This is a genomic window from Pollutimonas thiosulfatoxidans, from assembly GCF_004022565.1.
GTDB lineage: Bacteria > Pseudomonadota > Gammaproteobacteria > Burkholderiales > Burkholderiaceae_B > Pusillimonas_D > Pusillimonas_D thiosulfatoxidans.
This window is the reverse complement of sequence record NZ_CP022987.1, coordinates 2,267,890-2,289,849: the sequence shown is the minus strand read 5'-3', so window position 1 is coordinate 2,289,849 and position 21,960 is coordinate 2,267,890. Positions and strand designations below refer to the sequence as shown.

General features: G+C 61.4%; 24 protein-coding genes. 11 read left to right on the top strand and 13 right to left on the bottom strand.

Translation table 11 applies throughout. The annotated features are described in order from the left end of the window. Positions 1-46: 46 nt before the first annotated feature. A complete protein-coding gene (argJ, locus tag CKA81_RS11025; RefSeq protein WP_128355317.1) occupies positions 47-1,273 on the bottom strand; it encodes a bifunctional glutamate N-acetyltransferase/amino-acid acetyltransferase ArgJ in 1,227 nt (408 codons plus the stop codon). A 39-nt stretch (positions 1,274-1,312) separates the two neighbouring features. After that, positions 1,313-1,810: a MarR family winged helix-turn-helix transcriptional regulator gene (locus tag CKA81_RS11020; RefSeq protein WP_128356754.1), complete on the bottom strand. Its 498-nt coding sequence runs from the start codon at positions 1,808-1,810 to the stop codon at positions 1,313-1,315. Positions 1,811-1,940: 130 nt separating this feature from the next. Here CKA81_RS11020 and CKA81_RS11015 point away from each other — a divergent pair, with 130 nt between their 5' ends. The 7 genes from CKA81_RS11015 (at position 1,941) to CKA81_RS10985 (ending at position 10,504) form a co-directional block, all read left to right on the top strand. Next, positions 1,941-3,023, top strand: coding sequence for a M14 family metallopeptidase (locus tag CKA81_RS11015; protein ID WP_128355316.1), 1,083 nt, complete (start codon positions 1,941-1,943; stop codon positions 3,021-3,023). Positions 3,024-3,144: 121 nt separating this feature from the next. Further along, positions 3,145-5,484 carry a bifunctional salicylyl-CoA 5-hydroxylase/oxidoreductase gene (locus tag CKA81_RS11010; RefSeq protein WP_128355315.1) on the top strand — a complete coding sequence of 780 codons (2,340 nt, stop codon included), beginning with the start codon at positions 3,145-3,147 and terminating at the stop codon, positions 5,482-5,484. Then, the gene (locus CKA81_RS11005; protein WP_128355314.1) at positions 5,481-6,269 is read left to right on the top strand and encodes an SDR family NAD(P)-dependent oxidoreductase; all 789 of its coding nucleotides are present in this window, start codon (positions 5,481-5,483) and stop codon (positions 6,267-6,269) included. The genes CKA81_RS11010 and CKA81_RS11005 overlap by 4 nt, the downstream gene beginning before the upstream one ends. Before the next feature lie 58 nt (positions 6,270-6,327). Beyond that, positions 6,328-7,179 (top strand): enoyl-CoA hydratase family protein, encoded by an 852-nt coding sequence (locus CKA81_RS11000; protein ID WP_128355313.1) that lies wholly within the window; start codon positions 6,328-6,330, stop codon positions 7,177-7,179. Further along, on the top strand, positions 7,179-8,366 hold the full coding sequence (locus CKA81_RS10995; RefSeq protein WP_128355312.1) for an acyl-CoA dehydrogenase family protein: 1,188 nt from the start codon (positions 7,179-7,181) through the stop codon (positions 8,364-8,366). The genes CKA81_RS11000 and CKA81_RS10995 overlap by 1 nt, the downstream gene beginning before the upstream one ends. 75 nt (positions 8,367-8,441) lie before the next feature. Then, positions 8,442-10,106: an AMP-binding protein gene (locus CKA81_RS10990; RefSeq protein ID WP_128355311.1), complete on the top strand. Its 1,665-nt coding sequence runs from the start codon at positions 8,442-8,444 to the stop codon at positions 10,104-10,106. Beyond that, positions 10,103-10,504: a RidA family protein gene (locus CKA81_RS10985; protein ID WP_128355310.1), complete on the top strand. Its 402-nt coding sequence runs from the start codon at positions 10,103-10,105 to the stop codon at positions 10,502-10,504. The genes CKA81_RS10990 and CKA81_RS10985 overlap by 4 nt, the downstream gene beginning before the upstream one ends. A 339-nt stretch (positions 10,505-10,843) precedes the next feature. Here CKA81_RS10985 and CKA81_RS10980 read toward each other — a convergent pair whose 3' ends face one another. The 6 genes from CKA81_RS10980 to thiD all read right to left on the bottom strand — a co-directional run bounded on the left by CKA81_RS10980 (position 10,844) and on the right by thiD (position 15,258). Then, positions 10,844-11,494 (bottom strand): zeta toxin family protein, encoded by a 651-nt coding sequence (locus CKA81_RS10980; protein WP_128355309.1) that lies wholly within the window; start codon positions 11,492-11,494, stop codon positions 10,844-10,846. Beyond that, positions 11,494-11,838 carry a type II toxin-antitoxin system prevent-host-death family antitoxin gene (locus CKA81_RS10975; RefSeq protein WP_164878383.1) on the bottom strand — a complete coding sequence of 115 codons (345 nt, stop codon included), beginning with the start codon at positions 11,836-11,838 and terminating at the stop codon, positions 11,494-11,496. The genes CKA81_RS10980 and CKA81_RS10975 overlap by 1 nt, the downstream gene beginning before the upstream one ends. Positions 11,839-12,213: 375 nt before the next feature. Continuing rightward, positions 12,214-12,480, bottom strand: a complete 267-nt coding sequence (locus CKA81_RS10970; protein ID WP_128355307.1) for a YkgJ family cysteine cluster protein — start codon at positions 12,478-12,480, stop codon at positions 12,214-12,216. Between the two features lie 36 nt (positions 12,481-12,516). Then, positions 12,517-13,797: a glutamate-1-semialdehyde 2,1-aminomutase gene (gene hemL, locus CKA81_RS10965; RefSeq protein ID WP_128355306.1), complete on the bottom strand. Its 1,281-nt coding sequence runs from the start codon at positions 13,795-13,797 to the stop codon at positions 12,517-12,519. Positions 13,798-13,828: 31 nt separating this feature from the next. Continuing rightward, the gene (thiE, locus tag CKA81_RS10960) at positions 13,829-14,485 is read right to left on the bottom strand and encodes a thiamine phosphate synthase (RefSeq protein ID WP_128355305.1); all 657 of its coding nucleotides are present in this window, start codon (positions 14,483-14,485) and stop codon (positions 13,829-13,831) included. Then, the gene (gene thiD / locus CKA81_RS10955) at positions 14,482-15,258 is read right to left on the bottom strand and encodes a bifunctional hydroxymethylpyrimidine kinase/phosphomethylpyrimidine kinase (protein ID WP_228255704.1); all 777 of its coding nucleotides are present in this window, start codon (positions 15,256-15,258) and stop codon (positions 14,482-14,484) included. Before thiD ends, thiE begins: the two co-directional genes overlap by 4 nt. A 181-nt stretch (positions 15,259-15,439) precedes the next feature. On the opposite strand from thiD, the gene CKA81_RS10950 reads away from it, so the two are divergent. From CKA81_RS10950 to CKA81_RS10935, 4 genes are read left to right on the top strand one after another with little or no spacing between them, the layout of a single operon-like run. Further along, positions 15,440-15,604: a rubredoxin gene (locus CKA81_RS10950; protein ID WP_128355303.1), complete on the top strand. Its 165-nt coding sequence runs from the start codon at positions 15,440-15,442 to the stop codon at positions 15,602-15,604. 41 nt (positions 15,605-15,645) lie between these two features. Continuing rightward, on the top strand, positions 15,646-16,239 hold the full coding sequence (locus CKA81_RS10945; protein ID WP_128355302.1) for a YqgE/AlgH family protein: 594 nt from the start codon (positions 15,646-15,648) through the stop codon (positions 16,237-16,239). Continuing rightward, positions 16,232-16,651, top strand: coding sequence for a Holliday junction resolvase RuvX (ruvX, locus tag CKA81_RS10940; protein WP_128355301.1), 420 nt, complete (start codon positions 16,232-16,234; stop codon positions 16,649-16,651). Before CKA81_RS10945 ends, ruvX begins: the two co-directional genes overlap by 8 nt. After that, positions 16,648-17,412 (top strand): lysophospholipid acyltransferase family protein, encoded by a 765-nt coding sequence (locus tag CKA81_RS10935; protein WP_164878382.1) that lies wholly within the window; start codon positions 16,648-16,650, stop codon positions 17,410-17,412. The genes ruvX and CKA81_RS10935 overlap by 4 nt, the downstream gene beginning before the upstream one ends. Here the strand turns inward: CKA81_RS10935 and CKA81_RS10930 are convergent. From CKA81_RS10930 to CKA81_RS10910, 5 genes are all read right to left on the bottom strand, one after another. Then, positions 17,403-18,239 carry a symmetrical bis(5'-nucleosyl)-tetraphosphatase gene (locus CKA81_RS10930; RefSeq protein ID WP_128355300.1) on the bottom strand — a complete coding sequence of 279 codons (837 nt, stop codon included), beginning with the start codon at positions 18,237-18,239 and terminating at the stop codon, positions 17,403-17,405. The two genes, CKA81_RS10935 and CKA81_RS10930, sit on opposite strands and share 10 nt — an antisense overlap. Continuing rightward, positions 18,236-19,414 carry an LPS export ABC transporter permease LptG gene (gene lptG, locus CKA81_RS10925; protein ID WP_128355299.1) on the bottom strand — a complete coding sequence of 393 codons (1,179 nt, stop codon included), beginning with the start codon at positions 19,412-19,414 and terminating at the stop codon, positions 18,236-18,238. The genes CKA81_RS10930 and lptG overlap by 4 nt, the downstream gene beginning before the upstream one ends. Before the next feature lie 77 nt (positions 19,415-19,491). Then, on the bottom strand, positions 19,492-20,214 hold the full coding sequence (mtgA, locus tag CKA81_RS10920; protein WP_128355298.1) for a monofunctional biosynthetic peptidoglycan transglycosylase: 723 nt from the start codon (positions 20,212-20,214) through the stop codon (positions 19,492-19,494). Positions 20,215-20,217: 3 nt separating this feature from the next. After that, on the bottom strand, positions 20,218-21,072 hold the full coding sequence (aroE, locus tag CKA81_RS10915) for a shikimate dehydrogenase (protein ID WP_128355297.1): 855 nt from the start codon (positions 21,070-21,072) through the stop codon (positions 20,218-20,220). A 3-nt stretch (positions 21,073-21,075) separates the two neighbouring features. Next, a complete protein-coding gene (locus tag CKA81_RS10910) occupies positions 21,076-21,957 on the bottom strand; it encodes an energy transducer TonB (protein ID WP_128355296.1) in 882 nt (293 codons plus the stop codon). Between the last annotated feature and the right edge of the window lie 3 nt (positions 21,958-21,960).

The following is a 21,960-nucleotide window of genomic DNA, read 5'->3' as shown; positions in this document are numbered from 1 at the left end:
GTTGGGCTTGGCGCGAATGTTGTGGGAAGTCAAGGGCTTGCCGCTCTCAGGAGCGGTAATCCGCATTGATGCTGACGTATTCGTGAGAAAAATCGCAGGTATAGACGGTTTCGGTGACGTCGCCGCGGCCCAGAGCGATGCGCACCGTAATTTCGGGCTCTTTCATGACGCGCTGGCCGTCGGCTTCCTGGTAGTCGGGGTGGCGTTCGCCCCGACTGGCAACCAGTACGTCGCCCAGCCACAGTTTGGTGCGGCTGACATCCAGGTCGTCGATGCCGGCATAGCCGACGGCGCAAAGGATGCGGCCCAGGTTGGGGTCGGAGGCGAAAAAGGCGGTCTTTACGAGGGGCGACTGGGCCACGGCGTAGGCCACCTTCAGGGCCTCTTCGGTATTGAGGGCCTGCTCGACCCGTACAGTAATGAATTTGGTAGCGCCCTCGGCGTCACGCACGATTTTCTGGGCGAGTTCGGCGGCGGCGTCCGTCAGCGCCCGATACAGGGGTTCGTACTGCGGGTCGGATTCGGACTCAATGCGCAGCGGGCTGGCGCCGGTAGCCGCCATAATGAAGGAGTCATTGGTCGAGGTGTCGCCGTCTACGGTAATCCGGTTGAACGAGCGGTCGGCGATGCTCCCGGCCATGCGTTTGAGCAGGTCTGGCGCGATGCCGGCGTCGGTGGCCAGGAAACCCAGCATGGTAGCCATGTTGGGCCGTATCATGCCCGCGCCTTTGCTGATACCGGTGATGGTAATGGTTTGATTACCGATAGCGACCCGCTGCGAAACAATCTTGGGCTGCGTGTCGGTGGTCATGATGCTGTGTGCTGCCGCGAACCAGTTGTCGGCTGCGGTGCCGCGAATAGCGGTGGGCAAGGCGGCGACGAGGCGATCCAGGGGCAAGGGCTCGAGGATGACGCCGGTTGAAAACGGCAAGACCTGTTCGGCTTCTATGTCCAATAAGGAGGCCAGTGCGGTGCAGGTCTGGCGAGCGATCTCCAGTCCGCTTTGGCCAGTGCCGGCGTTGGCATTGCCGGTGTTGATGACCAGGGCCCGGATGCCGCGGTCGGCAGCCAAATGCGCTTCGCACACCTGCACCGGCGCGGCCCGAAACCGATTGCGCGTAAACACGCCCGCTACGCTGCTGCCTGCGGCCAGCCGAAACACGGTCAGGTCGCGGCGATTGGCTTTGCGTATGCCGGCTTCGGCGATGCCGATTTCGACGCCCGCAACGGGAAATATCTGGGACTCGGGAGGGATGTACAGATTGACGGCCATGGCAGCGGTTCAGCGGTTGGGGAAAGCTTTGATTCTAGCCTAGGCTCTGGTGTCGCGCCTGGCCATGCGGGCCTGCGTCACGAGCTTCAATTCGCCCAGGGCTTCAAACAGCGCTGCCCGGCTTTTTTCCGACACGCCACTGAACATCGACTGCACCCACTGCTCGTGTGATTGGGCCATCTTCTTGAAAGTGCGCTTGCCTTTGCTGGTCAACCGAATTAAAGAGCTGCGTCTGTCCGTTGCCACCTTTACCCGTTCGACCAAGCCCTCGCGTTCGAGTTGGTCCGTGATGCCGGTGATGTTGCCGTTGGTGACCATCATGTGTTGGGACAGCTCGCTCATTTTCATGCCGCCTGGCACGCGCAGCAATTGCGCCATGAGGTCGAAGCGCGGCAAGGTCGTCTGATACTCGGTGCGCAGACGCGTGCGGATATCGCTTTCGATCAGGTTGCAGCATGTCAGCATGCGCAGCCATAGGCGAAGATCATGGTGGTCTTCGGGTACGGTGCGGCTTTCCAGATCGGGAATGTCGGACAGTATTCTGGTGCTCGAAAGAGTATCGCTCATGACGTTCGGTGTGTAACCCCAGGATATAAAAGCAAAGATAGTTTAATCTTCAATCAGATGTTAGTGGTAAATTGCCTTTTCCCGATGACGGAGTACAACAATGTTCGGACAGTATTTCGGTCGCAGCTATGCCGACGCGCGCGAGCGCTTCGTGGCTGCGGGGCGCGAACGCGCTTGCCAGTTGCAATCCTTTGTCAACCCGGTCAGCAAGGGGGCAGGGGGCGAAACACTGTCGATGGACACCGCTTACTTCGGCCCAGCAGACGCGCCTGCCTTGCTGGTACTGACCTCGGCCATGCACGGCGAAGAGGGCTATTGCGGTTCGGGTTGCCAGGTCGCACTGTTGCACGATGCCGCACTGCTGGACAAGGCCGCTGCGGCGGGTGTGGGTATCTTGCTGGTGCATGCCGTGAACCCCTATGGGTTCTCGTGGGGGCATCGTACCAACGAAGACAACATCGACCTGAATCGCAACTTTTGCGATTTCGGCAAGCCCTTGCGCGACAACCCGCATTATCGCAGCCTGCACCCCTTGCTGATTCCTGAAAGCTGGCCGCCCGGGCCCGACAACGACGCCGCCATACAAGAGTTCAGGCGCAAAGAGGGCGAGCAGGCCTACCGCGAAGGCATGATGATGGGCCAGCACAGCCATCCGGATGGCTTGTTCTACGGGGGACAGGAACCGAGCTGGAGCAACCGTACGCTGCGCCACATTATCGGGCAGTACGGGCGCGGTCGGCAACGTATAGCCTGGATCGACTACCACACCGGCCTTGGGCCTTATGGGCACGCTGAGAAGATATTTGTGCAGAAGGGGCAGCCCGAGTATGACAGGGCGTGTGTATGGTGGGGCGCCGACGTGGTGGCCGTGTCCGACCCGGACTCCAGCACGGTGGATATCGCCGGCACGGGCATGCAGGCATTGCTGGAAGAGTGCGCCGACATACCCGAACTGACTTTCCTGGCGCTCGAGTATGGCACCGTGCCGATGGACCAGGTGTTCCTGGCCTTGCGGGCGGATCGCTGGCTGGCCGCGCACCCGCAGGCCGATGCCGCGCTGCGCAAGCAACTGAAGGCGGCGCACCGCGCTGCCTTTTATCCGGATCACGACGATTGGCGCGGTGCAGTCATTGGCCAGTCACGTGTCGGTTTATTGCAGGCCATATACGGCCTGTCTCGCTAGCCTGGCGCGGGAAACCCCTTAGTCTCGTCGTTTCGAAAAGTCCTTGCGCCGGCTTTTTTTTGGTTATATAGTTTAAACCTAAAGTAAATGGCGGCGGCAAGTCGGGTCCAACGGAGAGAAAATGAAAATTGCATGCATAGGTGGCGGTCCGGCGGGCTTGTATTTTGGTCTGCTGATGAAACTGGCAGACCCTTCCAATACGGTTACCGTCGTCGAGCGCAATCGTCCCTACGACACCTTTGGCTGGGGCGTGGTGTTCTCTGATGCCACGCTCGAGAACCTGAAGGAAGCCGACCCCGTGTCTGCCGAGCAGATCAGCGCGGCTTTCAATCACTGGGACGACATCGAAATCCACTACAAGGGGCGCAGCCTGCGCAGTAGCGGCCATGGGTTCATCGGCATAGGCCGCAAGAAGCTGCTTAACATCCTGCAGGCGCGTTGCGAGCAGGTAGGCGTCGATCTGGTCTTCGAAACCGACGTGACCGATGACCAGGAAATCGCCCGCAAATACCAGGCCGATCTGGTCATCGCCTCGGATGGCCTGAACAGCCGTGTGCGCACCCGTTACGCCGATACCTACAAGCCCGACATCGACACCCGCGAGTGCCGGTTTGTGTGGCTGGGCACACACAAGACTTTCGACGCCTTCACCTTTGCCTTTGTGCAGACCGAGCATGGCTGGTTCCAGGCGCACGCCTATCAGTTCGAACCTGGCATGGCGACCTTCATTGTCGAAACCCGCGACGAAACTTGGCGGGCGGCGGGGCTGGACACCATGAGCCAGGAAGACGGCATCGCCTATTGCGAGCAGTTGTTCGCACCCTGGCTGGATGGCAATGCCCTGATCTCTAATGCCGGCCATCTGCGAGGCTCCGCCATCTGGATCCGCTTCCCGCGCGTTATCTGCGATACCTGGGTGCACAAACAAGCGCTGCCCAATGGCCAGCAAGTGCCCGTTGTCCTGATGGGCGACGCCGCCCATACCGCGCACTTTTCCATCGGGTCGGGAACCAAGCTGGCTCTGGAAGATGCCATCGAGCTGCACCGCTCCATACAGGCGCATCCCGACGATCTGTCGGCGGCGCTGGACCACTATCAGGATGTCCGCAGCGTGGAGGTCCTGAAGATTCAAAATGCCGCCCGCAACTCCACCGAGTGGTTCGAGAACGTCGAGCGCTATGCTGATTTCGAGCCCGAACAGTTCGCCTATTCGTTGCTGACACGCTCCCAGCGAATTTCGCACGAAAACCTGCGGCTGCGCGATTCCCAGTGGCTGGAAGGCTACGAGAAGTGGATGGCCGAGCGCGCCGGCGTCGCTACAGGTGGACTGCACCCCGTGCCGCCCATGCTCACTCCTTATAAAGCGCGCAGCGTACAGTTGAAAAACCGCATCATGGTCTCCCCCATGGCGATGTACTCCAGCGTCGACGGCGTGCCTGGCGACTTCCATCTGGTCCATCTGGGCGGCCGTGCGATGGGCGGGGCCGGTATGGTTATGGTCGAAATGACTTGCGTGTCGCCGGAGGCCCGCATCACCCCGGGATGCCCAGGGCTGTGGAACGATCAGCAAATGCTCGCCTTCAAGCGCATCGTCGATTTCGTACACGACAACACGGACGCCAAGCTGGGCATACAGTTGGGCCATGCCGGACGCAAGGGTTCGACACGCGTCAGTTGGGAAGGCACCGACATGCCCTTGAACGAAGGCAACTGGCCCCTGGTGTCTGCATCGGCAATTCCGTATATCGAAGGTGTCTCTCAGGTGCCGCAGGCCATGACGCGGGCTCAGATGGTTGAAGTGCGCGATCAGTTCGTCGCCTCGGCGCAGCGTGCCGCGCAAGCCGGCTTCGACTGGCTCGAGCTGCACTGTGCCCACGGTTATCTGTTGTCCAGCTTCATCTCGCCGCTTTCCAACCACCGCTCTGACGAATATGGCGGCTCGCTGGACAAGCGCTTGCGCTATCCACTTGAAGTCTTCCACGCCGTACGCGCTGTATGGCCGCAAGACTTGCCCATGTCAGTGCGCATATCGGCTCATGATTGGGTCGAGGGCGGCATCACCGCCGATGACGCCGTCGAGATCGCGCGGCGCTTCAAGGACGCCGGTGCGGACATGGTGGACTGCTCGTCGGGGCAGGTCAGCAAGGCCGAGCAACCGGTATACGGGCGCATGTATCAAACGCCTTTCTCGGACCGCATCCGCAACGAAGCGCGCGTGCCCACCATTGCGGTCGGCGCCATCTTCGAGGCCGATCACGTCAATAGCATTATTGCTTCTGGGCGGGCAGACCTTTGCGCGCTGGCAAGGCCGCACTTGGCCGACGCGGCATGGACGCTGCGCGAGTCTGCACGCATCGGCTATCAGGATGTCAGTTGGCCGCGACAGTACTTCCCCGCCAAGCGTCAGCTGGAAACCAACTTTGAAAGGGCGGCTGCCTACGCGCAGCCCGTCGGTAAATGAGCAACCATCTTCCCTTGTCCGGTCGCCACGCCATCGTTACGGGCGGGTCACGCGGAATTGGCCTGGCCATCGCGCACAAGCTTGCGGGCATGGGTGCGCAAATTACGCTGATGGGGCGCGATGCCAGCTCGCTGCAACAGGCGGTCGAGCAACTGGCCGCCGGCAGCCGCGCCGGCTATGTCACGGGCGATATCGCCGACCCCGTCCAGGTAGAGCAAGCCATGGGGCAAGCTCGGCAACGGGCCGGCACCATACACATCCTGGTCAATAACGCCGGCCAGGCAAGCAGCCAGCGCTTCGATCGTGTGGATCGGGCCCACTGGAACCAGATGATCGCCGTGAACCTGGGCGGCACCTTCCACTGCATGCAGGCCGCCTTGCCAGACATGCTGCAGGCAGGTTGGGGGCGCATCGTCAACGTTGCCAGCACCGCTGCGCTGATCGGCTATCCGTATGTCAGTGCCTATTGCGCAGCCAAGCACGGCGTCGTGGGGCTGACACGCGCTGTTGCGCTCGAGGTCGCCGCCAAGGGGGTGACCGTCAACGCGGTGTGCCCCGGCTATACCGAAACCGATATCGTGCACGATGCCGTTGCCAACATCACCCAGAAAACCGGTATGACGCCAGAGCAGGCCAAAGCCCGCTTGGCCGAGCGCAACCCGCAAGGCCGGCTGGTTCAGCCCGAGGAAGTGGCCGGTACTGTGGGGTGGCTGTGCGACCCGGCGTCGGCATCAATCAACGGACAGGCCATCCCGGTGGATGGCGGAGAGGTCATGGCAGGATAGGGAAGCTCTGAACAAGAGCTTCCCTGGGCCGCCCCTTATCGAACACAAGGAGTATGGAATGGAACAGGCAGTACACACGATGGCGCATCACAAGCGCCCCTACGCCGACTATCAGGCCAAGAATTTTCTGTGGCAGGTATCCGAGGACGGCAAGGTGGCCACCATCACGCTGAATCGGCCCGAGCGCAAGAATCCGCTGACCTTCGATTCGTATGCCGAGCTGCGCGACCTGTTCCGTGGGCTGGTCTATGCCACCGACATCAAGGCTGTCGTCATAACCGGGGCAGGCGGAAATTTCTGTTCAGGAGGCGATGTCCACGAGATTATCGGCCCGCTCACTGAAATGACCATGCCGCAGTTGCTGGACTTCACGCGGATGACGGGCGATCTCGTCAAAGCCATGCGCGCCTGCCCGCAGCCCATCGTGGCGGCGGTCGACGGTATCTGTGCGGGTGCAGGCGCCATGATCGCGCTGGCCTCCGATCTTCGCGTCGGTACGGCGCAAGCGCGCACCGCTTTCCTGTTCACGCGCGTCGGCCTGGCTGGCGCCGACATGGGCGCATGCACCTTGTTGCCGCGCATGATAGGCCAGGGGCGTGCTTCCGAGCTGCTGTACACCGGACGCGCCATGACGGCAGACGAAGGTATGGCCTGGGGCTTTTTCAATGCCTTGCACCCGTCCGATGCGGTGCTGACGGCGGCCGACAAGCTGGCTCGCCAGTTGGCCGATGGCCCCACATTTGCCCACGGCATCACCAAGAAGTTGCTGCACCAGGAATGGAATATGGGCGTGGACGAAGCCATCGAAGCAGAGGCCGAGGCGCAGGCTATCTGCATGCAGACCCAGGACTTCCGGCGCGCCTACGACGCCTTTGTGGCGAAACAGAAACCGGTATTCCAGGGGGATTGATGCGCGACGCTAGCTGGCTGGACTGGCCGTTCTTCGATCAGAAGCATCACGAGCTGGCGCAAAGCCTGGAAGACTGGTGCGCCGCGACGCTGCAAAATGTGGACCACTCCGATACGGATGCGGCCTGCCGCCACCTGGTTGCCCAGTTGGGCCGCGGCGGGTGGTTGCAGTTTGCGGTCCCGCAAGGCCCGGATGGCAGTTGGGGCGGCCGTTGGCCTCAAATCGATTCGCGTGCTGTGTGTATTTTGCGCGAAACCCTGGCGCGCCACGATGGGCTGGCGGATTTCGCCTTCGCGATGCAGGGTTTGGGCAGTGGCGCCATTTCACTGGCTGGTAGCGATGCCTTGCGCCAGCACTATTTACCGCGCGTCGCCAGCGGCCAGGCCATTGCCGCTTTTGCCTTGTCCGAACTCGATGCCGGGTCCGATGTGGCGGCCATGGCATGCGCGGCCGTCCCTGACGGCGACGATTACGTGCTGGATGGTGAGAAAACCTGGATATCCAATGGTGGCATCGCAGACTTTTACTGCGTGTTTGCGCGGACAGGTGAAGCCCCGGGCGCGCGTGGCATCAGTGCCTTTGTGGTCGATGCCGACACGCCGGGCCTGACCATCGCCGATCGCATCGATGTGATGGCGCCGCATCCGCTGGCCACATTGCGCTTCGAGGCCTGCCGCATTCCGCGTACCCAGATGCTGGGCGCGCCGGGCCAGGGGTTCAAGCTGGCCATGATGACGCTGGATATCTTCCGCGCTTCGGTGGCGGCGGCGGCACTGGGGTTTGCTCGCCGTGCGCTGGACGAGGCGCTGACGCGGGCCACATCGCGCAAAATGTTCGGCCAGCGCCTGGCCGACTTGCAGCTTACTCAGGCCGCGCTGGGTGACATGGCTTGCGACATCGACGCTGCAGCCTTGCTGACCTACCGCGCGGCATGGCTGCGCGATGTCAAAGGTGTACGCACTACCCGCGAGGCCGCCATGGCGAAAATGGCAGCGACAGAGTCGGCGCAACGGGTCATTGACCGTGCGTTGCAGATGTTTGGCGGCGCCGGCGTCGTGTCGGGTGCGCCGGTCGAGAAGCTTTATCGAGAGATACGGGCGCTGCGCATCTATGAAGGCGCCACCGAAGTCCAAAAATTGATTATTGCGCGTGAACTATTAAAAGACCTGGAAGCCAAGCAGCCATAGGCCTGGTCGGGCGACTGGCTACACGCCGGCCGCCCGCGTACTGCCAGCGCTCATACAACGAGACAGGAGACAAGCATGGAAGCATCCGCCCATACCGATACCTTTGCGCGGGACCACCTTCCGCCCCTACATGAATGGCCCGAATTGCTGCTGGACGGCAATCCCGACGTAGCCTATCCGTCGCGCGTCAATTGCGCGAAGGCGCTGGTCGACGACTTGGTCGAGCAGGGCATGGGCGAGCGCGTGGCCTTGCGGTGGCAAGATGGTACAGAGCGCAAGACCATGACTTACCGCGAACTCATGGTCTTGACCAACCGCATTGCGCATGTGCTGGTCCAGGACATGCAGCTGCAGCCGGGTAACCGGATCTTGCTGCGCGGCCCCAATAACGTGATGATGGCGGCCTCGTGGCTGGCCGCGATCAAGGCCGGCCTGGTTACTGTCCCCACCATGCCTTTGCTGCGCGCCGGCGAACTGAAAAAAGCCATCGACAAGGCAAAGATTCAGGCTGTGTTGTGCGACAAGCGTCTCGCTGCGGAAGTCGAGCGTTGCATGGACGAAAACGATCCGGCCTATTGCGCCGATCTGAAGCACTTGCGCTATTTCCACGATGAAGGGGCTGACAGCCTGGAGTCGTTGGCGGCCGGCAAGCCGGCCGAGTTCACCAGTTGCGACACGGCGGTCGATGACATCTGCTTGATCGCCTTTACCAGCGGCACCACGGGCAAACCCAAGGGCTGCATGCATTTTCATCGCGACGTGTTGGCCATGTGCGACACGTTTTCGCGCCACACGCTCAAGATGCATGCGGACGATGTGGTTTGCGGGACGCCGCCTTTGGCATTTACCTTTGGCTTGGGCGGGCTGTTGTGCTTTCCCTTGCGGGTGGGTGCCAGCACGGTGCTGGCCGAGAAGCTGACGCCCGAGCAGTTGCTGCAAACTGTCCAGGATTTCAAGGTGACGATGACCTTCACCGCTCCGACTTTCTATCGAAAAATGGCGGCGCAGGTCAGCAACTACGATCTTTCTTCGCTGAAGAATTCGGTGTCGGCGGGCGAAGCATTGCCCGATGCAACACGACAGTTATGGAAGCGAGCCACCGGTATCGAAATGATCGATGGCATAGGCGGCACCGAGATGATCCACGTGTACGTGTCCAGTGCCGGAGCCGATGTGCGGCGCGGCGCCATCGGCAAGGTGGTGCCCGGCTATGTCGCCCAGGTCGTGGATGAAGCGTTCAAGCCGGTGGCCCCGGGCGTGGTCGGTCGCCTGGCCGTGAAAGGCCCCACCGGTTGCCGCTATCTGGACGACGAGCGCCAGCGGGTGTTCGTCCAGCAGGGCTGGAATCTTCCGGGCGATACCTTTGCGATGGACGAAGACGGGTATCTGTACTATCAGGCCCGCAACGACGACATGATTATTTCGGCGGGCTACAACATTGCCGGCCCGGAAGTGGAGGGCACACTGCTGCTGCACGACGCCGTGGCCGAATGCGGGGTGGTCGGGCAGCCGGACGAGCAGCGCGGCATGATCGTCAAGGCTTTCGTGGTGCTCAAGCCGGGGTATCAGGGCGATGAGGCTATGGTCAAAGCCCTACAGGAGCACGTCAAGGCGGCGATCGCGCCCTATAAGTATCCGCGAGCTATCGAATTTGTGGACAGTCTGCCAAGGACTGAAACAGGAAAATTACAGCGCTTCGTTTTGCGCAAGCAAGCAACTGAACAAGGAATCACGCAATGAAGATTTTGCAGCCGCCCAGCTGGGTGGAGCCGCGCGGGTACGCCAACGGCATCATGACGGAAATGAAGGTGGGCAGCCGCCTGTTGTTTGTAGGCGGGCAGATCGGCTGGAACGAGCAGCAAGAGTTCGAGACGGATGATTTCGCCGAGCAGGTGGGCCAGACGCTGCGCAACATTGTTGCCATCCTGAAGGAGGGTGGTGCCGGGCCGGAGCATATTACGCGCATGACTTGGTATGTTTGCGACAAGCAGGAGTATGTTGCGGCGCTGCGTGATGTGGGGCGCCACTACCGGGAGGTGATAGGGCGGAATTTTCCGGCTATGACGGCGGTGGAGGTGGCTGATCTGGTGGAGGATAGGGCGCGGGTGGAGATTGAAGTGACGGCGGTTGTGCCTTGAACCAACGCCGTTCTTCTTAACAGAACCTCGTTCTTAAGAGGCGCGGGTGACCGGGTGTTCCGCCCGGCTTAGCGGTCTCGATCCCGGCGTTGCCGGGATTGCCCGTCGGCCAGCGCCGATTCGGGGCGGTCGCGGAACTCGTCGCTGCGCTCCTCAGACAGCCGCTCCCTTCATCCCCGAATCGACAGTGGCCGTCGGCGAGCCCGCGAAGTCGCCGGGCGGGACACCCGGCCGCCCACGCCTTTATGGATGGGCTGATGTGGGGACGTGCTATTGCGGTTGCTGATGGCAGTGGAACGGTGTGGCGCACGTGGCGTTACTTTAATGACCTGCTTTGAGTTACATGGTTAGATCGCGCGAGCTGTCGAGGGTGAAGGCCGCTTCGAGTATTGGCTTTGCCCAGTCGGGGGTGTTGGCTGCCTCTTGTATTGTGGCGGGGAACCGTCGTCGACCTTGCGCGAGTTCAAGCAGCAGGAGGGGGTCGGGGATGGCGGCGCCTATGTCGACTTGATGGCTGTTGTCGTAGACGCGTAGGTGCGCAAGCCTTGGCATGAGGGCGATCAGGTTCTGTACGGAGCTATTCCAGCGTTCGCGAATTTTGGTTTCGGGAATATCGTGGCCTCCCTGGGTTACGCGCAACTTGACTCTGGCGATGTGTTGCTCGGGACTGCGCAGGCCGCAATACCAGATCATGACGTCGTGGGTTTGCGTGGCAGATTGGAGCTTGTGGGCGATGGTTAGTCCGCCCAGTGTGGTTTCGAAAGCGAAAGAGCGCAGGTTTTGGATGGCTTCATCGAGGCGGCGCACGCTTTCTTGCCATGCTTGCGCGTTGGCGTCTTGTTGGCTGTATTGGTTTTCCAATACTAGAGCTCTGGCAAAGGTATCTGGGTTGAACCACGCGAGGCCGGCCTGCGTTAGGTGATAACCACCGATTGAGCTTTTCCCGGCGCCATTGACGCCTGCCAGCACGTATAGGGCGGGCCTGGGCATTAATAGGATGCGCCGGCTTTGACTTTGCCGGATAGGGCGGCTGGTTGGTTCATTAGATCGCGCAACTGGTCGGCGGCGTCGGCTGCGTTCAGGGAGGAAAGTCGCTGGTCGAAGCGTTCACGCAGGGCTTGCAGAGGATCGTCTGTGCGATTTTTTGCGCTGTGGGCCAGTTGCATCAGGCGGTCATATTCCGGGACGGACAGGATGACTGCTTCGGGCTGCTTATGGTTGGTGACTACAAGTTTCCCGGTTCTTGACACGCTACGCATGATGCCGCGCCAGCCTTGTTTCTTTATTTCGGAGGCGGGTGCGAAGCTTAGCTGATCGATCGCTTCAGAGGTCATAGAAGACTCCATAGAAAGGGCATTTTTGCCATTTTACCCTTTTTGTTGGTCGCATATCCGTTCGTTCTTAAGAGGCGTGGGTGGCCGGGTGTTCCGCCCGGCTTAGCGGTCTCGATCCCGGCCTTGCCGGGATTGCCCGTCAGCCAGTGCCGATTCGGGGCGGTCGCGGAACTCGTCGCTGCGCTCCTCAGACAGCCGCGCCCTTCATCCCCGAATCGACACTGGCCGCGGCGAGCCCGCGAAGTCGCCGGGCGGAACACCCGGCCACCCACGCCTTTATGGATGCTGCTGATGTGGGATCGGGCTTGGCAAGGCGATGTCTGAGTTGCGGCGTTGTGGGATGTTGGTATAGCGAGCCATATTTCTGGGCCTATGCTATTTATTACCGAACGGGGAGGTTTGCTCTTCCAGCTGCCCCAGCCAAAGCATTGCCTGTTCGCGGCTTTCACCACACATCACAACGCTTGGCTTCAATGAGCTACAAACTGCAGGTCGGTCTGGATGCCCAAAAATTTTACATTTCTCGTCATCGTCGAGCTGAACGCAGCGAACACCGGCGGGTTTTCCTCCAGGCATGCCTGGAATGGGGCTGGAGATGGAGGGCGCCGTACAGCATGCTCCGCAGCGTTCTCGACAATTCATTGGTATCCCCAGAGAGCCCTGCGGCGCTCCCGGTTGTTACTTCAAGCTGGCGAAAACCTCTTCGGCGGCGTCCAGGGTGGTTTGGATGGTGGCATCGTCGTGGGCGGCGGAGACGAAGCCGGCTTCGAAGGCGGAGGGGGCGAAGTAGATGCCTTTGATGAGCATGGCGTGGAAGAAGCGTTTGAAGCGTTCAACGTTGGCCAGGGAGACTTCGTCGAAGGTATGGGGGACGGCCTCGCTGAAGTACAGGCCGAACATGCCGCCGACGTGATCGCTGCAAACGGCAACGCCTGCTGCGCGGGCGCGCTCGGCCAGGCCTTCGGCGAGCTTGCGGGTTTGTTCGCCCAGGCGTTCGTAGAAGCCCGGTTCGCTTAGCAGCTTCAGTGTGACTAGGCCGGCGGCGACGGCGACGGGGTTGCCGGACAAGGTGCCCGCCTGGTAGACATTGCCTATGGGGGCGATGTGTTCCATGATGTCGGCCCGGCCGCCGAAGGCGCCTACGGGCATGCCGCCGCCTATGACTTTGGCCAGGGTGGTCAGGTCGGGTGTGACGCCGGTGAGGCCCTGGACGCCTTGCGGTCCGACGCGAAAGCCCGTCATGACTTCGTCGAAGATCAGCAGCGCACCGTACTGAGTGCACAGGTCGCGCAGGCCTTGCAGGAAGCCGGGCAGCGGCTTGACGAGGTTCATGTTGCCGGCAATGGGCTCGATGATGACGCAGGCAATTTCGCTGCCGTACTGCTTGAACGCTGCTTCGGCGGCTTCCAGGCGGTTGTAGTCCAGCACCATGGTGTGCTGGATGAATTCGGCCGGGACGCCGGCGGAGGTGGGGTTGCCGAAGGTCAGCATGCCCGAGCCGGCCTTGACCAGCAGGCTGTCTGCATGGCCGTGATAGCAGCCTTCAAATTTAACGATCTTGGTTCTGCCGGTCGCGCCGCGCGCGAGGCGGATGGCGGTCATGGTGGCTTCGGTGCCGGAGCTTACCAGCCGTACTTTTTCGATGGACGGGATACGCGCGACGATGGCTTCGGCGATTTCGATCTCGGCTTCGGTAGGCGCGCCGAAGGACAAGCCGTTCACGGCTGCCTCTTGTACGGCGCGTATGACTTCGGGATGCGCATGCCCCAGGATGGCAGGCCCCCAGGAGCCGACATAATCAATATAGCGAGTGCCTTCGGCATCCCACATATAAGGGCCTTGGGCGCGTTCGATGAAGCGAGGCGAACCACCCACCGATCGGAAGGCACGCACGGGAGAATTCACGCCGCCCGGGATGGTCTGAAGGGCGCGTTCAAAAAGCTGGCTGTTGCGGGACATAATGGGGCTCTATCTAAAGGTGAAGAAGGGCTCAGGCAAACAGGGCCGAGCAGCGTGCAGCGGTGGCGGCAATGTCGTTGCTGCCGAACAGTCCGCTGATCAGGGCGATACTGTCAGCGCCGGCCTCAACGAGCGGCGCGGCATTGTCGGCAGTGATGCCGCCGATGGCGACGACGGCAGGCCGGGGCCGTGTGGCGATGTTTTCGACCAGCGCGCGACCCAGCCGCAATTGCTCAAGCGTAGCGCGCACTGCCTCAGGCTTGACGCTGGATGGATACATGGCGCCAAAGGCTATGTAGTCTACGTCGGCGTCCAGCGTCTGGGCCGCCAGCGCGAGGTCGTTATAGCATGAACACCCCATAAGCTTGCCCGGCCCCATGGCCAGGCGCGCCTCGACCAGACTGCCGTCTTCACGTCCCAGATGTACGCCATCGGCATCCACCAGGGCTGCCAGTCGCCAGTCGTCATTGATGATGCTGACGACGCCCAGCTTGCGGCAATGCTCGACCACCCGCCTGGCCTGGGACAAGCGCGCTTCAGGGCTGATGGTCTTACGGCGCCACTGCAGCGCCGTCATCCCGCCCGACGCCGCCGAACTGATGGCTTGCAGCAAAGTGTCGGTGTCGTCCCATTCAGGCGTCACGCCATAAAGACCAGCTGGAAATCGCAAATGCTTGTCGCTGGTCATGGCGTGGTCCGGTCGATCAGGCGATGCCCCATGCCAGGCTGGAGCCAGCGTGCCGCGGCATTGCCGCACGAGGCGATGGCGTTTGCCACCGCGGCCTGCATGGGCTGACCGTGGGCCAACTGCGTGGTGATGGCGCAGGACAGCAAGCTATCGGGGTCGGTCAGTCGGGTGGTGGGCGGCTGCCAGGGCCAATCGCCGGTCTCTCCGCTTTGGCCTCGCAGGGAATGGCTGTAATGGCCCGGTCGCAAGGGTGCGCCGGTACTTAGCACCCATTTTGCGCCGTACTCGAGCAAGGCGTCGGTGGGGCTTTCGGCGTCGCTGTCTTCAAACACGCCTTCGGTGTGCCATTGGGCAAGCAGGTTGTGGTCGATCACGACAAGATCGGTCTGGGGAAGCAGCAACTCGCAGACGGCCAGCAGCACGTCTTCGGTATGCAGGTCTTCGGCAAGCGATTCGTCGGGCAGGCGATCCAGATGCAGCACCAGCGGGACGTGGCTGTAGTCGGCGGCTATCTGCGCAAGCACGCTGGCTGATTCCGTTGTATAAATTGGCCCGACCTTGATCGCCTGCACCTTCATGTCTTCAAGCAGACAGCGGGCCTGGTCGTCAATCAGTTCGGGCGACACCGGCTGGATGTCTTCGACGCCGGCGGTGTCTTGCACCAAAATAGCCGTTACCGTGCTTAGCGGGTGGCAGCCCAGCGAAGCGCAGGTAACCGCGTCGGCAGGCAGGCTACTGGCGCCGCTGGGGTCGTAAGGGCCGAAAATAAGCACGAGTGGCGGGCATGGAGCTTGCAAAGCGGGGGTCAAGACCTTAATGGGGCGTTGTCTTTACGAAGGGTTTTGGTAAAACTCACGAGACAAGGCTTGGGTTTAGTAACATAGACCCCATTCTAATAGATGCGTCCCAGGTCCGTCGGGCTATGGGCGCCTAATTTTACTGAGTAACAACAATATGCGTACCTGGATGTGTTTGATTTGTGGTTGGATCTATGATGAAGAAACGGGCCTGCCAGAAGAAGGGATAGCACCCGGAACTCTCTGGGAAGACGTACCCCCCAACTGGGTATGTCCCGAGTGCGGGGCCCGCAAGGAAGACTTCGAACTGATCGAGGTATAGCCTATTGATGCAGGTGCATTGATTGCACAGGAGGACGAGTCATGAGTACATCGGCTAAACGACCTGATACGGCATCCAGCGTCGACTTGTCCCAACAGCTTTTGGTAGCCATGCCGGGCAAGGTGGGTGGCAACCTGGCAAGTACTGTCATCTATGTGTGCGAACACACCGAGCATGGCGCCTTGGGGCTCGTCATTAACCGACCGACCGACATTACCGTGGGCGATCTGCTCAAGCGCATCGACCTCGACCTTTCGCTCGAGATCGGGCCTGTGCAGGACTTCCCCGTATTCTTTGGCGGGCCGGTCCAGACCGACCGCGGCTTCGTATTGCACGCACCGGCCGGCGGCTATAACTCCAGCATCAAGCTGGGCGAGGTTGCATTGACCACATCCCGCGATGTCTTGCAGGATGTCGCCAAAGGCAAGGGACCGGCCCAGCTGCTTATTACGCTGGGTTATGCCGGTTGGGGGGCGGGGCAACTCGAAAGCGAGATGTCGCGCAATGCCTGGATCAATGTGGGCGCTACCAACGACATTTTGTTCAACACGCCGTTCGAAGAACGCTACGAAGTCGCCTTGGGGCAATTGGGTATAAACCCAATCATGCTCGCGGGCGACGTGGGTCATGCCTGACCAGACGCTGCTGGCCTTCGACTACGGCACCACCAAGATCGGGGTGGCCATTGGCAATACCCTTACCGGGCGCGCCCGGCCGCTGGATATCCTGTATTCGGTAACGCGCCAGCAGCGGTTTGCCGCTATCGCCGCCCTGTTTGACGAGTGGCGCCCCGATCGCGTCATCGTGGGGTTGCCGCTGGCGCTGGACGGGCAAGAACAATACGCCAGCCTGCGCTGTCGTCGCTTCGCCAATCAGTTGCATGGCCGGTTCGGCGTCGATGTCGTATTGGTCGACGAGCGCGGCTCCAGCATGGAGGCCCAAGAGCTACTGGGCACCCATGCGCCCGATGACGCGGTGGCCGCCATGGTCATCCTTCAGCGTTACCTGGATGCTTATGCGTCTTCGCCGGATGCCGTGAAGGCATGATCGGTATCGCGCTGTTTTCTGCTCGTATTGTGTTTGTCGCGGTGTGGGTATTGCTGGGCCTGGCCTCCGTGATGTTGGTTTTTCCGCTGGCAGGTTCGCGGCTGCGCGCCGCGATGACGCTGTGGTGGTCCAGGATCCTGATGGTCTTTTGCGGGGTGCGCATGCGCGTGGTCGGCGAGCCCTGCCGCGAGGGGCCGGTATTGTGGGCGGCCAATCACGTTTCTTGGGTCGATATCTTCGTGCTTAACAGCGTGCGCCCAACCGCCTTCATTGCCAAGAGCGACATCCGCAAATGGCCGCTCCTTGGGTGGCTGGTCGCGGGCGCCGGTACCGTCTTCATCGAGCGCGGGCGCCGCCATGCGGTCAGGGCGGTCGGGCGCGAAATGAAGTTGCGGTTCGAGCGTGGCGAAGTCATCGGGCTGTTTCCGGAAGGCACAACCTCGTCGGGCTACGACGTTGCGCCGTTTCACTCCAGCCTGTTTGATGCGGCGATCCGCGCGGGCGTGGACATACAACCTGTTGCCTTACGTTTCTTTCACCGGGGGCAACGCAGCGATGTTGTCGCCTTTGTCGGCGAGCAAACTCTGATGCAGAATCTTTGGTGCTTGTTAAGCAGGACGGGTACCGAGGTGGAAGTCTGTTTTCTGCCCATCATGGCAGCGGACCATTGCGACGCCGAAGGGCGTGCGCATATTGCCGCGCGGGCCCATGGCGCCATACGGGCACGGGTTGTCGAACAGGCGATGGCCGGTCAGTCTTGATGAGGCTGCTGATACTGGCTGCAGGGTATTTGCACCAGCTTATGATCCGATAGCCTCAAGGCGGTCAGTTGGCGGCCCCATACGCAACCGGTGTCCAGGCAGATCGCATCGGGGCGTATCATCAAGCCCAGGGCGGACCAGTGGCCGAAGATGACGGTGTCATCCGTGATGGCGCGGCCGGGTACGTCGAACCACGGCATCAGCCCGCCATCCTTCACGGGCGGGCCCTTGTGGGCAAACTCCATGTGTCCATGGCTATTGCAAAGGCGCATGCGTGTCAGGGCGTTGACAATGACCCGCATGCGTGCGGACCCCGCCAAGTCATCCTTCCAGCCGGTGGGTTCGTTGCCATACATGCGCTCGAGCGTGTCTTTCCAGTTGGGTCCGCGCAGGGCAGCTTCCAGTTCGCCGGCCAGCGCCAGCGTTTTGGCCACTGTCCACGCAGGCAGCACACCGGCGTGCACCATCAGGTGCCCGTATTCGTAATGCGCTAGCGAACGGTGACGCAGCCAGTCCAGCAATTCCGGCGCATCGGGCGCGTCCAGTATGGCGTGGATCGTGTCTGATTTGCCGAACTTTTTGCGGCCTGCCGCCACGGCAAGCAAGTGCAGATCGTGATTGCCCAGCACGGTGACGGCCCGATCGCCCAGGGCCATGACAGTACGCAAGCTGCCCAGGGAATCGGGCCCTCGGTTCACCAGGTCGCCCGCGAACCAGTAGCGCGCATCAGGATCTGCTGTCAGATCGGGATGTTGCAGCAGCGCCTGCAGCGGCTGGCCGCAGCCCTGTACATCGCCTATCACCCAAACATTGCCGCTGTCCGTCATGCCGCAGCCTTGCTCCAGGGCCAGCGCGTCTGGTTGAAGCGCCTGACGTTGTGCTGATTTTCCATCAGGATCAGTGCCGCAAGCGCGACTGCCAGCGCCCCCAGGTTAGGCACCAGCGCGGTAACCCAGGGTGCCCACTGGCTTAGCATGCCGACGTTCAGGGCCAATTGATTAAGCATGAAAAAACCCACGCCGAGCAAGATGCCCACGAATACTTTGCTGCCTACGCCACCCCGGCGGGTTTGCATGAAACCGATAGGCGCGGCAATGGTGATCATGACCAGCAAGGTAAACGGATACGCCATCTTGCGCCACAAGGCGACCACCTGTCGTTCCGTTTGAAGCTGGTTGCTTTCAAGGTAGTCGATGTAATCGACCAGATCCAGCATGGACATGCGCTCTGGCGTCAATACCCGCGCGATCAATCTTTCTGGTGTCAGGGTGGTTTGCAGCACGCGCTCGCCCACCGACTGTACGCGCGTAAGCGGAGCGTCTGGCTTGATGGCGTCCGCCAGTGCGGACAGGGAACGCGCGTCAATATGCGTTTGCACCACCTGTTGCAACACCAGCGTGCCATCAGCGAAATGACCCGTGCCGGCCTGCGACAACGAGGTAAGCTCTTGTCCGGTATTGAACTCGTACACGGTTACATCGCCTACATTGCCGTTGGCTTTCAGTTGGGCGATATTGATGATGCGGGTCCCGCCTTGCTCAGCGGTTTCCTTGAACCAATAACCGCTGTTAAGCCGGCCGCCACCGGCTTCGCCCAGCAAGGTCAGGCTGGTTTCGCTGGCCTTGATCTCTGCCGCCGGTGTGACCACTTCGGACAGCACGAAGGCGCCGATCACCAGCGGAATGGTGACCAGCCACAGCATGATCAGCAGCTTGATGCCGCTAACCCCCGAGACCCGCAAGATCACCAGTTCGTTGCGCTGCGCCAAGCCCGCCAGCGACAGGATGGCGCCAATCAGCAGCCCTATGGGAAGCAGATCGTACAAGCGGGTGGGCAATTGCAAGGCCTGCATGTAAAACAGGTTCGCCAGCGTGAACTTCTTGCCGACATCGTCAAGCTCTTCGATGAGGGCAAAAAAAGTGAACAGGCCGATCAACGCCAGCAGCACCACGGTGCTGGAACGGTAGATTTCGCGGGCAAGATAGCGGCGGGCGGTACGCATGAAGGCAGGCAAACTGGGCGTTCAGGCCCTAGCGTAAAACCACAAGCTTAACATTGGGTCACGCGACGGGCCGGTGTTTATTTCGGGATTTCCACCATGTGCATGCGCTTTTGGATGGTGCTGGTGCGCGAGCGCAGATAGGAAGTGTTGCCGTTGGCATCGTAATACGCGGGATTGGGCAGCATGGCCGCCAGCCGCGCCGCTTGATGCTGTGTCAGGCTGGCGGCACTGGTCTTGTAATAATGGCGTGCGGCCGCCTCCGCGCCAAAGGCCGTCTTGCCCCATTGGGCCACATTCAGGTAAAGCTCGAGTATGCGTCGTTTGCTCATTACCATTTCTATCATGTAGGCCAGCACCAGTTCCTGGCCCTTGCGCCAATACGAGCGCGAACTGGAAAGAAATAGGTTCTTGGCCAACTGCTGGGTAATGGTGGAGCCGCCCCGCCGCTTGGCTGCGCCGCTCGCGGCCTGCTTGCGGTTGTATTCCCACGCCTTGCGGATGGCATCCCATTCCACACCTTCATGGCCGGTGAAGTTCGCGTCTTCCGAGGCGACCACCGCGCGCTTCAGGTTGTTGCTGATCTTCTCGTAGGGGATCCACTGATGCTGCAGATTGGCGTCCGGATTGGACAGGCGCAATTCGGCAATGGTGGCCTTCATGAACGCGCTGCTGTTCGGGTTGCGCACGCTTAGCCACAACACCATGACGAAAAGGCCAAACTGGTATAGCAGCAGGGCGGTGAGCCCAAGCAGCAGTGCCGCGCCGACGGCCTTGGTTTTATTGATTCTTCTGGCAACCATGGCCTAAGTATAAAGAAGCGCGTCGCGCAACTTGTGCAAGACCGGTTCGATATCGGGAGCCACGCCATGCCAGATGGCGAAACTGGCGGCTGCCTGCCCCACCAGCATGCCAATCCCATCGACGGCGCGCCCCGCGCCCTGTTGCCGTGCCTGCTGCATGAACGCGGTAGGCTCCGGGCTGTAGACCATGTCATAGGCCAGGGCATCCTGCGCGTAAAGACCCTCGGGCAGGTCTGGGGCCGTATTGGCCAGACTGCTGGAGGTGGCGTTAATGACGACATCCCAGTTTTGGCCGGCGTCTTCCAGGCCGCCGGCCTGCACACGAGCTGCGAGCTCCGGCATGGCGCGGGACACTACGTCGTGCAACTGGCCGGCTCTGGCAGGGTTCCGGTTGGCGATGCGCAGGGCCGCGCATCCCGCCAACAGCAAAGGCTGCATGACCCCTCTTGCCGCGCCGCCCGCACCCACCAGCAATACCCGCCGCCCTTGCAGCGAGTACCCCAATCTTTCCAGGTCGCTCAGCAAACCGACGCCATCGGTGTTGCACGCATGCAGTTCGCCCTCGTGCATCCACAACGTATTGGCGGCGCCCGCCACGCTGGCCCGCTGGCTAAGATGCCCGCTGGCCAGTGCGCAGGCCTGTTCCTTGAACGGAACCGTGACATTCAGCCCCTTGCCCCCGGCACGGAAGAAGTCCTCGACCGTGGCGGTGAAGCCTTCCAGCGGCGCGAGGATGGCTTCGTACTCAAGCTCGATGCCAGTCTGCCGCGCGAACTCCCGATGTATGAAAGGAGATCGGCTTTGCGCGATGGGGTTGCCGATGACGCCGTAGCGATGGGTGGTGGCGAGCACGTTCACGGACTATTGAGTTTCCAGGGTTTGGTTCACGAAATGCCAGGTGCGCGTGATGGCCAGCACATCCATGTTGGCGGCCATGGTCGGTGGCAGGGGCGCGAAGGGCGCGGCCAACTGCACAATGCGGGCTGCGGCCAGGTTCAGTATGGCGTGCGGCGACGGCCGGTCGATCTCGACCTTTTCCAGCGTGCCGTCGCGGCGTATGTATACCGTCAGTTGCAGGCTGCCGTAGACTTTACCTCGGGCTTCATCGGGGTAGTGCTCCGTGCCGAGCAATTCAATTTTCTTACGCCAGGCTTCGACATATTCGGCGTAGTCCACGGCCTTGGTCGATGGCCCGGTGAACTGGCGCCGGGGCCGCTCGTTGTAGCGTTCTATCCGTTCGCGTAGCGCGCTGATCTGTGCATTGACCACCAGGCTTTCCTGATGGCGTTCGTCAGCGCCCGGATCGCTCGAGCGCTCGAATAGATCGGGTTGCTTGCGCTCTGGGCGGGTCTTTTGCTCAGACATCACTTGGGTGTAGAGCCGCTGCTGTTCGACCTCCAGCTCTTCCTGGCGCTTGCGCAAGGCCGCCAGCACGATCTCGTCGGCAGATTCGGCCGCCGTGCGCGGCAAGGGGGAAGAGGCCTGCCCCGTTGCAGCCGTACCGCCGCCATTGATCTGTTCCTGTGCCAGCATTTTTGGTTGCAGCGGGGGCGCTTCAGTACGGGCGTTTACCAGCGTGACCTCCAAGGCTTCAAGCGGAGGCACGGGCTGGGGCGGAGCGACCAGGCGCAAACTGAGCACGGCGGCGTGTATCGCCAGCGACAATATAAGAGCGATGCGCAGGTAGTCGCTGCGCACCCGCGGCCAGCGTGCGTCGGAAAGCGGGGAAGGGTCGCGTTCCATAGT